This is a genomic window from Selenomonas sp. FC4001 (assembly GCF_000701565.1).
In the GTDB taxonomy this organism is placed as follows: domain Bacteria; phylum Bacillota; class Negativicutes; order Selenomonadales; family Selenomonadaceae; genus Selenomonas_A; species Selenomonas_A ruminantium_B.
The window spans coordinates 313,508-327,105 of record NZ_KL370793.1 but is presented as its reverse complement, the minus strand read 5'-3'; the positions used below and the strand labels follow the sequence as shown (position 1 = coordinate 327,105).

General features: G+C 50.4%; 17 protein-coding genes. 15 read left to right on the top strand and 2 right to left on the bottom strand.

What is annotated here, in order from left to right:
• Positions 1-176: 176 nt before the first annotated feature.
• A complete protein-coding gene (locus T320_RS14080; protein ID WP_051608741.1) occupies positions 177-1,205 on the bottom strand; it encodes an ImmA/IrrE family metallo-endopeptidase in 1,029 nt (342 codons plus the stop codon).
• The gene (locus T320_RS11290) at positions 1,198-1,560 is read right to left on the bottom strand and encodes a helix-turn-helix domain-containing protein (protein WP_037355852.1); all 363 of its coding nucleotides are present in this window, start codon (positions 1,558-1,560) and stop codon (positions 1,198-1,200) included. The genes T320_RS14080 and T320_RS11290 overlap by 8 nt, the downstream gene beginning before the upstream one ends.
• A gap of 148 nt (positions 1,561-1,708) precedes the next feature.
• Between T320_RS11290 and T320_RS11285 the strand changes: the two genes are divergently transcribed.
• From T320_RS11285 to T320_RS11215, 15 genes are all read left to right on the top strand, one after another.
• Entirely contained in the window at positions 1,709-1,912 is a 204-nt protein-coding gene (locus T320_RS11285) for a helix-turn-helix transcriptional regulator (protein WP_037355850.1), read from the top strand.
• Positions 1,913-1,949: 37 nt separating this feature from the next.
• Positions 1,950-2,702, top strand: coding sequence for a BRO-N domain-containing protein (locus T320_RS14415; protein ID WP_231465896.1), 753 nt, complete (start codon positions 1,950-1,952; stop codon positions 2,700-2,702).
• 12 nt (positions 2,703-2,714) lie between these two features.
• Positions 2,715-3,014: a hypothetical protein gene (locus tag T320_RS11275; RefSeq protein WP_037355842.1), complete on the top strand. Its 300-nt coding sequence runs from the start codon at positions 2,715-2,717 to the stop codon at positions 3,012-3,014.
• Positions 3,015-3,019: 5 nt separating this feature from the next.
• Positions 3,020-3,424 carry a helix-turn-helix domain-containing protein gene (locus tag T320_RS11270; protein ID WP_156032837.1) on the top strand — a complete coding sequence of 135 codons (405 nt, stop codon included), beginning with the start codon at positions 3,020-3,022 and terminating at the stop codon, positions 3,422-3,424.
• A 150-nt stretch (positions 3,425-3,574) separates the two neighbouring features.
• The gene (locus T320_RS11265; protein ID WP_037355840.1) at positions 3,575-3,784 is read left to right on the top strand and encodes a hypothetical protein; all 210 of its coding nucleotides are present in this window, start codon (positions 3,575-3,577) and stop codon (positions 3,782-3,784) included.
• Positions 3,781-4,143: a LysM peptidoglycan-binding domain-containing protein gene (locus T320_RS11260; protein WP_081824824.1), complete on the top strand. Its 363-nt coding sequence runs from the start codon at positions 3,781-3,783 to the stop codon at positions 4,141-4,143. The genes T320_RS11265 and T320_RS11260 overlap by 4 nt, the downstream gene beginning before the upstream one ends.
• A complete protein-coding gene (locus T320_RS11255; protein WP_037355838.1) occupies positions 4,140-4,391 on the top strand; it encodes a hypothetical protein in 252 nt (83 codons plus the stop codon). Before T320_RS11260 ends, T320_RS11255 begins: the two co-directional genes overlap by 4 nt.
• A 249-nt stretch (positions 4,392-4,640) precedes the next feature.
• Positions 4,641-5,129 (top strand): hypothetical protein, encoded by a 489-nt coding sequence (locus T320_RS11250; protein ID WP_037355836.1) that lies wholly within the window; start codon positions 4,641-4,643, stop codon positions 5,127-5,129.
• Positions 5,122-6,309 (top strand): DUF2800 domain-containing protein, encoded by a 1,188-nt coding sequence (locus T320_RS11245; protein WP_037355833.1) that lies wholly within the window; start codon positions 5,122-5,124, stop codon positions 6,307-6,309. The genes T320_RS11250 and T320_RS11245 overlap by 8 nt, the downstream gene beginning before the upstream one ends.
• A 21-nt stretch (positions 6,310-6,330) precedes the next feature.
• Complete coding sequence (locus T320_RS11240) at positions 6,331-6,873, top strand: DUF2815 family protein (protein WP_037355830.1); 543 nt, start codon at positions 6,331-6,333, stop codon at positions 6,871-6,873.
• 14 nt (positions 6,874-6,887) lie between these two features.
• Positions 6,888-8,858: a DNA polymerase gene (locus T320_RS11235; RefSeq protein ID WP_037355825.1), complete on the top strand. Its 1,971-nt coding sequence runs from the start codon at positions 6,888-6,890 to the stop codon at positions 8,856-8,858.
• Positions 8,859-8,871: 13 nt separating this feature from the next.
• The gene (locus T320_RS11230; protein WP_051608739.1) at positions 8,872-11,352 is read left to right on the top strand and encodes a virulence-associated E family protein; all 2,481 of its coding nucleotides are present in this window, start codon (positions 8,872-8,874) and stop codon (positions 11,350-11,352) included.
• Positions 11,353-11,645: 293 nt separating this feature from the next.
• Positions 11,646-11,948, top strand: a complete 303-nt coding sequence (locus tag T320_RS11225) for a VRR-NUC domain-containing protein (RefSeq protein ID WP_051608738.1) — start codon at positions 11,646-11,648, stop codon at positions 11,946-11,948.
• Between the two features lie 139 nt (positions 11,949-12,087).
• Complete coding sequence (locus tag T320_RS11220; protein ID WP_231465895.1) at positions 12,088-13,314, top strand: DEAD/DEAH box helicase; 1,227 nt, start codon at positions 12,088-12,090, stop codon at positions 13,312-13,314.
• A 1-nt stretch (position 13,315) separates the two neighbouring features.
• Positions 13,316-13,597 (top strand): hypothetical protein, encoded by a 282-nt coding sequence (locus tag T320_RS11215; protein WP_037355823.1) that lies wholly within the window; start codon positions 13,316-13,318, stop codon positions 13,595-13,597.
• Position 13,598 lies beyond the last annotated feature (1 nt).

Genomic DNA, 13,598 nt, shown 5'->3' with positions numbered 1-13,598 from the left:
ATCCTTTCGTTCCGCCAGAAGGCGGTTTTTTAATTTATTGCTACATAATACTGCTACGAATTGTATTGTATTATGATTTAGCCATTATTATGCGGCTCTCGATGAAGCGGCTTTTGTTGCGAGGTTATCTGGTGCATTTGCGAGGTTCATATTTATGCAGAGGAGGGCGGGAGAAGTTAGAAGGGCATTTCCTCAGAAAAAATGTTGGAATATTTATCGTTGGCGACTTTAGTCCACGGTTCTAGAATACCCTGTTGCAAGTAAGTGGTGGGAGAGCCGCAGTATACGCAGTATCTAGCATTGTTATCGGCATCGGCTCGGCATTCTTCGTTGGTGCAGGTATTAACAAATGTAGTGCCACATATTTTACAATAAGCATCAGTATCTGAAATTTCTTCGTTGTCGCATTTTGGACAGTTATGAAAATCTGGACCCGGATAAATCATATGGTGGATGACACCTCTTTCATCTTTAAGGAATTCAAAAATTGTTAAGTTAGGATTGTACCATGTATGGTGTACGCCCCCACATATAGGGCAGTAGTCTGCATCTTTAATGATAAAAAGCGCATGGCATCCAGGACAGTATTGGATATGCATGAATTCAAAGAACTGTTTGCGTAGCAACATATACTTAGGTACGTTAGAATATGCCGCGATACTTGATAGATATTGGGCTTTGTATTTGGCTGCAGTGTATGATATGCCACAGACATCTTGGATGGTATCTCGGTTACGGTAGGCTCCAGATTCAAATAGAACCAATCCCGGCGCCAGTACTTCAGAAGCAAAAGCATCGGCCTCTTGATCCAAGACACGGTATTCGTTGTCCGTCAAACCGCCACGCGCGAGCCGAGTTTCAGTAAACTCGGTAAAATGTCCTAATACAATATGACCGAGTTCATGGGCCAATGTCCAGCGTTGCCGTTCTGGAGGATATTTTGTTTCATTATACGCCACTGCGTACTTATTGGTATCAGCGTCATACGATGAGTATCCGTCCGCGGATTCAAATGTTTCTGCTATTTCATCATATGAGCAATTAAGCCTATTAGCAATCTTGCCATAAGTATTTATCTTTACCCCCATCTGATGCAAGACATCTAAGGGGACAAATGGCAGTTTTGTGATGTTCATCTTGATTAGGAAAGCATCTGCCATTTCCTCAGCTCGATGGAATCGAGCCCTGCGGGGAATCTTATTCATCAAACATAACTTCCAACATTTGTTTCAGTTTTTTCTTTTTCTTCTCTATCTCTTCAGGGGACTTGCCTGTTAGAGTTTTACGCGCTAATGCTCTGATATCATGGTCATCGAATATATCATCGACATCATCCTTTGCGGTGGGGGGTGCGGTCTGGTGTTCAGTTCGTTCTATAAGGCTCCCCATTGACACATTAAAGAAATCGGCTATCTGCTCAAGGGTTTCATAGCTAGGCATACGTTTTCCTGATTCATACATACTAACAGCGCTGCGCCCAATGCCCGATTGTTTGGAAAATTCATCTTGTGTTAAATGTCGAGATTTGCGCAGTTCTTTAAGTCTTTCATTAAATGGCATGATGCTCACCTCCTTATATAACCCATATTATCACATACCGTGACGATAAACAATGAAAAAATGTCACAAAAAGTGTTGACACTAATTGTGGCTAGTGATATAGTATAGCCATAGCCACGAAATGTGGCAAAAGAAAGGAGGCTAGAAAATGCCCGATAAGAACAAAATTGGTGAACGGCTTCGCCAACTTAGGGGGCACCTTCCGCGCGAATCCGTTGCCAATGCTTGTGGCGTAAGTCTTTCCGCATTATCAATGTATGAGAATGGCGAGCGTATTCCACGTGATGAGGTGAAAGTACGATTTGCTAAATTCTTCGGCAAGTCTGTACAAGCAATTTTTTTTGCTGATTAATGACACATATAGTGGCAAACAGAAGGAGGAAGAAACGTTGGGAAAAGAAATTCAAATCTTCAACAATCCAGAGTTCGGAGATGTTCGTGTAATGGATATTGAGGGAGAACCTTGGCTGGTCGGTAAGGATGTGGCTGAAAAACTTGGCTACACCAATACGCGCAAGGCCATTGCTGACCACGTGGACGAAGAAGATAAGGGGGTAACGAAATGTGACACCCTTGGTGGTAAGCAAGATTTGGCCATCATCAACGAGTCCGGTTTGTACGCATTAGTCTTTGGCAGTAAACTCCCCACCGCAAAGAAATTTAAGCACTGGGTAACGAGTGAGGTGCTGCCACAAATCCGCAAGACGGGAAGTTACAGCAAGCCAATGAGCCAGGTAGAGATACTTGCACAGGCCGCCCAGCAACTGGTAGAGCAGGAGCGGGAACTTGCCCGCCTGCGACTCGATAACGAGGAAATCCGCAAAGAGCAGAAAATCCAGTCAGCCCGAATTGATACCCTCAATGGCGTATGTACCGAGGGCACAAAACGGCAGAAGCTTGTGGCGATGATTCAGGCCTATGCGGCAAAGAACGGCCTGGCCTATCGCGAAGGATGGCACCGCTTCAAAGCGGCATACAATATGGCCTACCATACCAGCTTAGGCAATTCCATTTCCTACTACATGAAGGAGAAAGGCTTAAAGAAAAAGCCGTCCGTGCCTGAATTTTTGGAGGCAAAAGGGTTGCTGGACGATGCTCTGCGAATTGCGGATAAGTTGTTGAATGGTGAGATTGCAGCGTAAGGAGAGTTTTTTATGGATAAAGAATCATATTTGGATGTAAGGGTTGGCCGTACAGAGGCTTTTGAGTCAACGACTTTAGCAGTCAGTAATTATTTAGACAGCTTGCCTATCACGGTTGAACAAAATAACAAGTTGATAGAGCTGATTTGCCAGAATATCACCGCGGCGGAGCAGGGAGCCTTTTCTTTTGGCATCACAATCGCGAGTGCGGCGGCAGCTTATGCAGCTAAAGAAAATCGACAGCCGGAAGAAAAGGATTTTTTGAAAGCCGCTAAAGAGTATGGTGCGTTAGAAACGGAGGCACGGGCATGAAGCAAATGATGGTATCTGATGCAGTTATTGACCTCGTGGGCACACATGATGAGCTGATGAAAACTTTCGGGTGCAGTAGCGAACGCGCCTGGGATGTTGCCGAAAAGCTCTGCGCTGACCGCTACGGCGTGAATTTTGAGCCACTTCGGGCATTCATGAAAAGAAAAACGGAAGGCATTTCTTCAACCGGCATAGCCAAGGCGCTGGGGATAGTGAACGGCAAGGGCACGCCTGACCCAGCGGCGGTCAACCGCAAGTTGACGGAACTAGGGCTCCAGCACAGAGTAAATGGGCAGTGGACGCTGACCGAAAAAGGTAGAGCCTACGGCGAGAACAAGCCTTTTACCCGCAACGGACATAGCGGTTATGTGATTAACTGGCACGAGAGTGTGTTGGAAGTGATGAAGTAAGGGAGGTCGTTACTATGGCCCGAAAAAAGGAAATTACGGTGGCCGAGTCATTCGGGACTGTAAGCAAAGCAGAGGTGTTTGAAGAGTTGATTTGGATAGTATGCAAAAAGCGGGTGAAGCTGAAACCCGCGCCAGTAGGAGGTGGACACGATGACAGAGCAGGAGGCCATGAGAGTGGCAGAGCGTGCTGAGGGGCTTTACCACAGGGCCGTGCAGTATGCCGCAGGTAAAGAACATGGCGCAGAACTGCGGTTCCGGGCAGAGCGGGACGCTCATATAATCGGGCAGATTCTCGGTAAGGAATACCTTGATGTGATAGCAGATATTGAGACCTACGCCAATAAGGAGGTTCAGTCATGACGGATTTTTTGGAGCGAGTCGAGGAGGCGCGGGCTCACAAACGTGGCATTGAGTCGGCACTTAAGAAGTTTCTTGCCGGTACCGCCATCATCGGGGCCGCAGTAATTTGCGCTGGCTTTTACGACGGTGACCAAGTGAGAGTGGAAACAGTCTACACGGTACAGCCCGGCGATACTTTGTGGTCTATTTCCGAGGAGTATCTGCAGAAAAATACTGGCGGGCGGCGCTATATTCTGGAGTTCAAAGAGGGTATCAAGGAGCTGAATCCTTGGCTGATTGATAGCAAGGAACAGGTTCAGCCCGGCGACAAGGTAACTATCAGCTACTGGATAAAGAAATCGGAGGTTGAGAATAGATGACGAAAGTCGAAAAACACGCTGATTATGTCATAGACCATACGGATATGGCTGTAATGGCCTACCTCGAACAGGACTCGGACAAGCTTGCCGTCTGTACATATTGTGATTACCCCGAATTTATCAGTGCGGTGGCCTTCCTTATTTGGGACGCCCATACGGAAAAAGGGGTACTGCTGGAGAAAATCGGCGAAGACCTGAACAAGGCGGTAAAACTTTTGGCTGCGGAAATGTATGAGGAGAGTGATTAAGACGCAAGCAGTTACATGTAAGCCCGGATATGGGTGCCTGTCCTGCCGGTTACCCGCCAGCTACTGTAAAGGAGCTTCACCGGGGGTAACACCGGAAGAGCGTCAAATGCTTATTGTTGCTGGCGCCAGCAATAGAGACAGAGGCGCAATAAAAAGGTCGCTCCTGCGCCAACAGGAACGACCCGAATAAAACCCCACTCCAAAAGGATTTTATAGTCTGATTTTACCACAGGAGGTTATGAAAAATCTATGGATATCAACGTAAACGTACACTTTGACGAAAATTTTGTGAATGCCCTGTCTGATATTGCGGGGTGTCTGGCGGCGGTCAGCATGGCACACAGCGGTAATGTGAATGCCCATCTGCCGGAAAAGACGGTGGAACCGCCCAAGGCGCCCGCTAAGCCCGCCGAAAAGGCAAAGGCTGCCAAGGATACCAAGACGGCGGAAAAGCCGCTCTCGGGCGCTCCTGTGAGCCCTGCTAAGGCAAAGGAAATCAATGACCTGGTGAAGGAACCGGAGCCGAAGAAAGCAGAGGCCGCAGATAAACCGACCACAGAGGAAATCGAAGCTATCCGGGGCAAGGCCGGGGAATTCATGAAGGCCGATAAAGCCACCAATCAGCCGAAGATTGCGGCATGGCTTAAAGAGAACAGTCTGAAGCGGGTAGGCGAGATTGAAACCCGTGCCCAGATTGATTCACTGAAAGCACTTATTGGAGGTGACAAAGTTGCCTGAAGTACATGCAATGCTTAGTGCTTCCGGCTCCCACAGATGGCTGCATTGTCCGCCATCGGCGAAGCTGGAAGCGGCTGTCCCCGATAAGACCTCCAGTTATGCGGAGGAAGGAACGGCGGCTCATGCGGTGGCAGAATTGCGGCTCCGGCATTTTCTCCGGACAGGGAAGGTCGCCAAGGAGCGGTTGAAGTCCATCTCTATCCCCAGACAGATGGGCGAACATTATGAGTACCCGGTAGACGATGAAATGTGGGAAGCCACCGGCCGTTATCTGGATGTCTGTATCGAGAAAATCAACGCCGCGCGAAAAGCATCGGGGGACGCCAAGATTATGGTGGAACAACGGCTGGATTTCAGCGCATGGGTGCCGGAAGGCTTTGGCACGGGTGACCTTGTTATCGTATCCGATGGCGGTTTGGAAGTCTGTGACCTCAAGTATGGCAAAGGAGTGCCTGTGGATGCTGTGGGCAATACGCAGATGCGCCTGTACGCTCTGGGGGCCTATAACGATAACTACCTGCTCTATGATGTCAGCAAGATTCGCATGACCATCATCCAGCCGCGGCTTGATTCGGTGTCAAGTGATGAACTCACGGAAAAGGAACTTCTGGAATGGGGCGAAACCGTCAAGCCCATTGCCCAGCAAGCCTATAAGGGCGAAGGCGAGAAGGCCGCAGGCGAACATTGCCGTTTCTGCCGTTGCCGGGAAACCTGCCGCCAGCTGGCAGATTATATGCTGGCCTCGGTGAAAACCGACCTTACGAGTTCCGACCTGCGGGCGGATGAGATAGCCGACATCGTTCTGAAGGCCAAGGAAATCAAGAAGTGGCTGACAGACATTGAAGACTATGCGCTGGCAAAAGCCATCGAGGGGCAGGAATGGCCGGGGCTGAAAGTAGTGGCCGGCCGAAGCTCCCGCAAGCTGTCAGACCCTGCACTGGCGTCAGGCATTCTGCTGCAGGAAGGATATGCTGAGGCAGATATCTATAAGCCACAGGAACTTCATACGCTGACAACGCTGGAGAAGCTTGTCGGCAAGAAAAAACTGAGCGAACTGCTCAAAGATGTGATTGTGAAGCCTCAGGGCAAACCCACGTTGGTTGCTGAAAGCGACAAGCGCCCGCCCATGGAGCTTGATAATATAGCCGCGTCAGACTTTGACGATTCTTTACTTAACTGATTACTTTGGAGGTAAAACATTATGAAAATCACTACTGGTCTTGTTCGTCTTTCCTTTGCTCACCTGTTGACTCCTGCGGCCATGATGGGCAGCGATGTCGAGAAATACTCTGCTTCCTTCATTATCCCGAAGTCGGATAAGAAGGGCGTAGCTATCATTGAGAACGCCATTGAGGCCATGAAGAATGATAAGGACGCTATTGCAAAATGGGGCGGCAAGAATACCGGTATCCGTATTCCCCTGCGCGATGGTGATACGGACCGGCCGGAGGATGCGGCCTATGCTGATTCCTACTTCCTCAATGCCAACGCCAATGTTGACCATAAGCCCCGTGTACTGAACCGCGATATGGTGGAAATTGCTGACCCTGATGAAATCTATTCCGGCTGCTGGGTGCAGGCAGTTCTCTCGATTTTCCCCTATAACTCCAACGGCAACAAAGGTATCGGTGTAGGCCTTCTGGGTGTCCGCAAGATTAAGGATGGTGACAGCCTGGGCGGCACGGTTGTTTCGGATAGTGACTTCGATGACAGCCTGCTGGGTGATGCCGAAGACCTGCTGTAAGAAAGGAGTATGCTATGTCCACTGTAATGTGCGTGGACATCGAAACATACAGCTCAAATCATATAAAGTACGGCGTTCACAAATATGTGGACGCCGATGATTTTGAGATACTGCTTTTTGCATACTGTTTCGATGATGGGCCGGTGACAGTGGTTGATTTCACCGCAGGCGAACAGATTCCGCCCGATGTTTTCAATGCACTGCGTGACCCCAAAATACTAAAGACCGCATACAATGCCAATTTCGAGATTACCTGCCTGAAGGCGGCCTTTGGTGCGGATGCAGTTCCGGATGACCAGTGGGAATGTGATTCCGTCCTTGCTCTTTATAACTCCCTTCCTGCAGGGCTGGGGGTGGACGCCAAGATACTTGGCTTTCCGGAAGATAAACAGAAGGACACCCGAGGCAAGGCGCTAATCAAGTATTTCTGCGTTCCCTGCAGCCCCACAAAGAGCAACGGCGGCCGTACCCGCAACAGGCCCGGTGATGCCCCGGACAAATGGGAAATTTTCAAGGAATACAACGCGCAGGATGTTGTGACGGAAAGGGCCATCCGCAACGCACTGATAAGCAACCGCCCAAGTCCCGAGGAACATGAAATGTGGCTGATTGACCGCTGGATCAATAACAACGGCATTGCCATTGATATGACCCTCGTGGACAACGCCATCCGTATGAACGAGGAACACGGCGAGGTGCTCATGGAAGAAGCCCGCCAGCTCACAGGACTGGATAATCCAAACAGTCCGCTGCAGTTAAAGAAGTGGCTTGGCACGATGCTGGGGGAGGAAATCACCTGTCTGGATAAGGCCGCGATTGCCGACCTGCTCAGCCGGGAAATTCCGGAACCTGTGCGCAGGCTCCTCACGATTCGCCAGAGCCTTGGCAATACTTCCGTTAAGAAGTATCAGGCGATGAAAGAGTCGGTATGCTCTGACGGCCGCATCCATGACCTGTTTCAGTTTTATGGTGCCCAGCGGACGGGGCGTTTTGCCGGCCGAAATGTCCAGCTGCAGAATCTGCCGCGAAATTACATGTCCGACCTCGATGATGCAAGAAACTGCGTTATTGACGGAGATACCGAAATGATGGAAATGCTCTACAATGTGCCGGACACGCTCAAGCAGTTAGTTCGTACGGCGCTGGTGGCCCCGGACGGTACCCGCTTTGTAGTGGCTGACTTTTCCGCCATCGAGGCCCGCGTTATCGCCTGGGTAGCGCAGGAGAAATGGCGGCAGGATGCCTTTGCCAATGGGGAAGATATTTACTGCGCCTCAGCTTCACAGATGTTTCACTGCAAGGTAGTCAAACATGGTGAGAACGGGGAACTCAGACAAAAGGGGAAGATTGCGGAGCTGGCGCTTGGCTATGGCGGCGGCATCGCGGCGCTCAAAAACTTCGGCGCAGATAAGATGGGACTGTCAGACCCGGAGCTGGAGGATATTGTACAAAAGTGGCGGGCGGCATCGCCAAGGATTCCAAAGCTGTGGCATGAGCTTGAAAATGCGGCTCTTGAGTGCATCCGTACAAAGCGTACGATTCATCTGCCGCAGTACCGCAACATTGCCCTGGAATGGTTCGAGGACAGTCTTATGCTGGTACTGCCAACCGGCAGGAAGCTGCGCTATAAGGACGCCACCATTGCCAGCAATAAGTTTGATAAGCCCGCCATTATCTTCAAGAGCATGAATCAGCAGGCCAAGAAATGGGCGAAGACAGAGACATGGGGCGGCAAGCTGACAGAGAATCTTATACAGGCTATTGCCCGCGACTGCCTCTGCGCCGCCATGAAGCGGCTCAAAGAGTGCAAGCATGCGTCTTATAAGATATGTGCCCATATCCATGATGAGGTTGTTCTGGAAGTTCCCAAAGGGGAAGGGAGCCTCGAAGATGCCGTGGCTATCATGACACAGAATGAGCCGTGGAATGAGGGCCTTTTGATGAATGCCGACGGATTCGAAAATAACTATTATATGAAAGACTAAGGAGGCGCGGTCATTGTTCAAATTCAATATAGCAACCGCACCGACGCGCAATACTAAGCAATGGACCAATAGGGAAATGACCTGGCAGGAGTTCTGCCATACTATCGAGGAGCCGATAGTCACCAGCGAGACGGCGGCCGAGTACAAGGCAATGACCAAAACCGAAAAGGGGCAGGCGAAGGATACCGGCGGCTTTGTCGGCGGTTATCTGGAAGACGGCCTCCGGAAAAAGGATAAGGTCAAAAACAGAGTGCTGCTGACGCTGGATGCAGACCGTATCAGCAAAGGGGACGCCTTCCTTACTTCTGTCAGGGAACAGCTGACGGGAACGGCATGGGCGGTTTACTCCACCCACAGCCACACGGCAGACAAGCCCCGTTTCCGTTTGGTGGTTCCGCTGAGCCGTAAGGTCAGCCCCGATGAGTATGAGCCGATAGGCCGCAGGATTGCCCAGCGCATTGATATCGAGGCCATGGACCCGACGACCTATGAGGCCTCACGTTTTATGTACTGGCCAAGTCACAGTAAAGATGGCGAGTATATCAAGGAAATCAGCGAGGGCAGTCTGCTGGATGTTGATGCGATACTCAGCTCCTATGAGAACTGGCAGGACGCCACAACATGGCCGATTGCCAAGGCAGAGACAGTGGCCCATCAGCGGGAACTCAAGAAGCTGGGGGACCCGCGGGAAAAGAAAGGTATTGTCGGGGACTTCTGCAAGGCCTATAGCATTACGGAAGCCATCGCGGCTTTTCTGCCGGAAGTCTATACGCCCTGTGATATCCCGAACCGTTACACCTATGCCGAAGGCTCGACTACAGGCGGCGTCATTATCTATGATGACGACCTGCACGCTTACAGCCATCACGCGACGGACCCCATCAGCGGGCAGGATGTCAATGCTTTTGACCTTGTCCGGCTCAATAAGTTCATCGAGCGGGATGATGATATCAAGGAAGACACGCCTATCAATAAGCGTCCGAGTTACATGGCCATGGCAGAGTTTGCCCAGCAGGACGCCAACGTGGCGAAGGTGCAGATGGCAGAAATCGCCGGTGACTTTAGCGATGATCTGCTGGACGGCGAAGGCGCCGGGGATGAGGCCTTTAACTGGCTGACGGCGCTGGAGCGTGGCGGTAAGGATGGCAGAACCATCAAGGCCACCGCCGGCAACTTCCTTCTCATCCTCGAAAATGACCCGCGACTCAAAGGAATGGCGGCTTTGGATGATTTCAGCCACCGCGTCCTTTTGAAGCGGGATTTACCCTGGCGCAGGATGCGCAAGAAGGACGGGGATGTGTGGACGGATGCTGACGACGCCCAGCTTAGGAACTATATCAGCACAACCTACAGGAATCTTACAGGCAAGGCGCTCATCGATGACGCCTTTACGGAAGTGACACAAAAAGCCCATTTCCATCAGGTCATTGACTGGTGGAACACACTCAAGTGGGATGGAAAGCCCCGTGTCAGCCGTATCCTTATCGATTACTTAGGCGCAGAGGACTGCGAGTACACCGAGGCCGTTACGACACTGTTCTTTAAGGCCGGCGTTGCCCGTTGCTTTGTCCCCGGCATTAAGTTTGATACCTGCCTTGTGCTCACAGGGCCGCAGGGGATCGGCAAATCAACCATCCTCAACCGTATGGGCGGTGCATGGTTCAATGATTCCATTATTTCCCTGCAGGGAAAGGATGTTATTGAACAGCTGCAGGGGAGCCTTGTGGTAGAACTGGCAGAAATGCAGGCCGCAAAACGTGCCGAAAATGACCAGATGAAGGCGTTTATCAGCCGACAGGTGGATAAGTTCCGCTTGCCGTATGGTCACAGGACGGGAGAATTTCCACGCCAGTGCATTTTTGCAGCTACCACTAATGAAGATGCTTTCCTCAAAGACCGCACCGGTGCCCGCCGATTCCTTATCGTGCCTTGCATGGGCGGCGGCGTAAAACCGCTGAAAGAGTTCACCAAGGCCGAGGCGGCCCAATGCTGGGCAGAGCTTTTGGAAATCTGGAAAGAGGATAAGAGCATGATGCTTAGCGAGGAGATGCAGAAGCAGGCGGCTGAGATTCAGGAAGAGCACTCAGAAGGCTCCGAGAAGTTCGGCCTGGTGCAGGATTATCTTGATACATTGCTTCCGGAAAGCTGGGATGACTGGGACCTTAATACGCGGCGGCAGTTTTTGCGTGGCGATATGATAGAGCCGCCAGCTGGTGAGGTGGTTCGCGACAAGGTTTGCGCTATGGAAATATGGTGTGAGCTTTTCGAGAACAACCGGGCAGCCATGAAAAACGTTGACGCCAGAGAGATTAATTCCATTCTGCTGCAGATGCCGGGATGGAAGCCTAAAAAAGGCGGGGGAGGCAGAGGACGCTTAAAGTTTAAGCATTATGGTTCACAAAGAGCTTTTGTCAGAGTGTCCGTAGATGAAGAACAATGCAGGGGTGTCCAATACACATCCGAAATTGAACACCCTATGGAAGATTTATTGTAATTGGACACCTTACAGCGGTGTCCAAAGTGTCCAATTAAAAATGAATTGGACACCGAATTGGACACCGCGCAATGCTAGTAAATATAAGGGGTTATGATGTATGGTGTCCAAAGTGTCCAATTATTTATATATAAGAGTTATATGGTTATTTAGGCGCGTATACGCGCGAGGCTATATGCCTAATCGCCCCTAACGCCCCTAATTCTATATAAACTATAAAACCTTGCAAAAATTGGACACCTTGGACCCTTAAATCAGTTTTGAAAAGTGGAGAAAATGAGGTGTGTTTGTGAGTGACGGACATTTTGGAGAAGGATGTAGAGAAGAAATTGAAGGTGAGGTTGGAGAAATCCGGTTGTCTGGTGCTGAAATTTGTCAGCCCCGGCAATGCGGGTGTTCCCGACCGGCTGATTATTACGCCATCAGGCAGGATGTGTTTTGTGGAGCTGAAACGGCCAGGCGGAAAGCTGAGGCCGCTGCAGAAGTTATGGCGGGGTAAACTCCGCCGGTATCAGGTGGAGTATTTCAAAGTGGAAAATGAGGTTGAGATTGAAATGGTTCTGGAATGGACCAAGAAAGAAGGTGATGCCAAGTGAAGTTCATACCACATGCGTATCAATCCGAAGCGATTGACCGCTTGGAGCGGTTCCCGAAATACGGCCTGTTCCTTGATATGGGCTTAGGCTAGGCAAAACCATCATCACTCTGACGGCTATTCAGAATCTGATTTATGACATGTTCGCCGTCCGTAAGGTGCTGATTGTGGCACCAAGGACGGTGGCAGAGTCAACATGGCAGGATGAAGCGAAGAAGTGGCAGCACCTCCAGTTGAGATTTTCCACGGTGCTGGGAACTCCCAGACAGCGTGTTATGGCGCTTGAACGTGATGCAGACTGTTATGTTATCAGCCGTGACAGTGTCACATGGCTTTGTGAGTATTACGGGTACCGGCTGCCTTTCGATATGCTGGTGCTGGATGAGTCATCGAGTTTCAAGAATCCGCAGGCAAAGAGGTTTAAGGCCCTGCGAAGAGCGCGGCCCAGCTTTGACAGGGTGGTACTGCTGACAGGAACGCCGGCACCTAATACGCTGATGGATATATGGAGTCAGATTTATCTGCTGGACGGCGGAGAGGCACTTGGCAAAACCATCACTTCTTACCGTACCCGGTATTTCAGACCGGCCCAGACTAATGGCTATATCGTCTACAGTTACCGCCTGCGTGATGATAAGGCAGAGCAGGAAATCTATGATGCCATTGCGCCGGAGGTTATGAGCCTTAAAGCCGGGGATTATCTGAAACTGCCGCCAAGGATTGATAATGTCATTCGCGTGGAAATGGATTCCAAGGCGCAAAAGACCTACAGAACCATGGAAAAGGAATTGGTACTGGGGCTGGGAACTGATGATGAAATCACCGCCATGACTGCAGCGACTCTTAGTAATAAACTCCTGCAGCTGGCCAACGGCAGTATTTATACCGACGATGGGAATATCGTTGACGTCCATGATGCCAAGATTGATAAGCTGGCTGAAATTGTGGAGGCCAATGAGGGAAAGCCCATTTTGGTATTTTATGCTTATAAGCATGACCTTGAGAAACTGCAGCAGAACTTTCCGGAAGCGAAACTCTTGACGGGGGCCGTCGAGATGCAGGAATGGAACCGCGGGGAAATCCCGATGCTGCTTGCGCACCCTGCATCCTGCGCTTATGGATTAAATCTGCAGGCGGGCGGCAATATCATCGTGTGGTTTGGGCTGACATGGAGCCTTGAGCAGTACCAGCAGGCCAACGCGAGGTTATACCGTCAGGGGCAGGATAAGCCGGTGATTATCAACCATATTGTGACCAAAGGAACTATGGACGAGCAGGTAATGAAAGCCCTGCAGACTAAAGCCGCGGGGCAGGATGCCCTGTTGAACGCCGTAAAGGCAAAGATTCGTGAATATGGAGGAAAATAGAATGCATTTGAAAGTTTGTAAGCCCGAGGAAACCATGGAAAAACAGTTGGAGCATTGCGGCAAGGAACTGGAGGAGCTGGTGCAGGCGCTGGCAATGTACCGCAATAATCCTGATATGAAGCATCGCGCCGAAGTGATGTTTGAGGCCATGGACACTATAACCTGCCTTTGGACGTTTATCGCGATGGAGTTTAGCCGGTCCGAAATCGAGGCGGGGATTGAGTTTATCAATAACAAGAACTATGTGCGGCATTATCTGCTGGAGCAGGGGGAGGATGACTGAG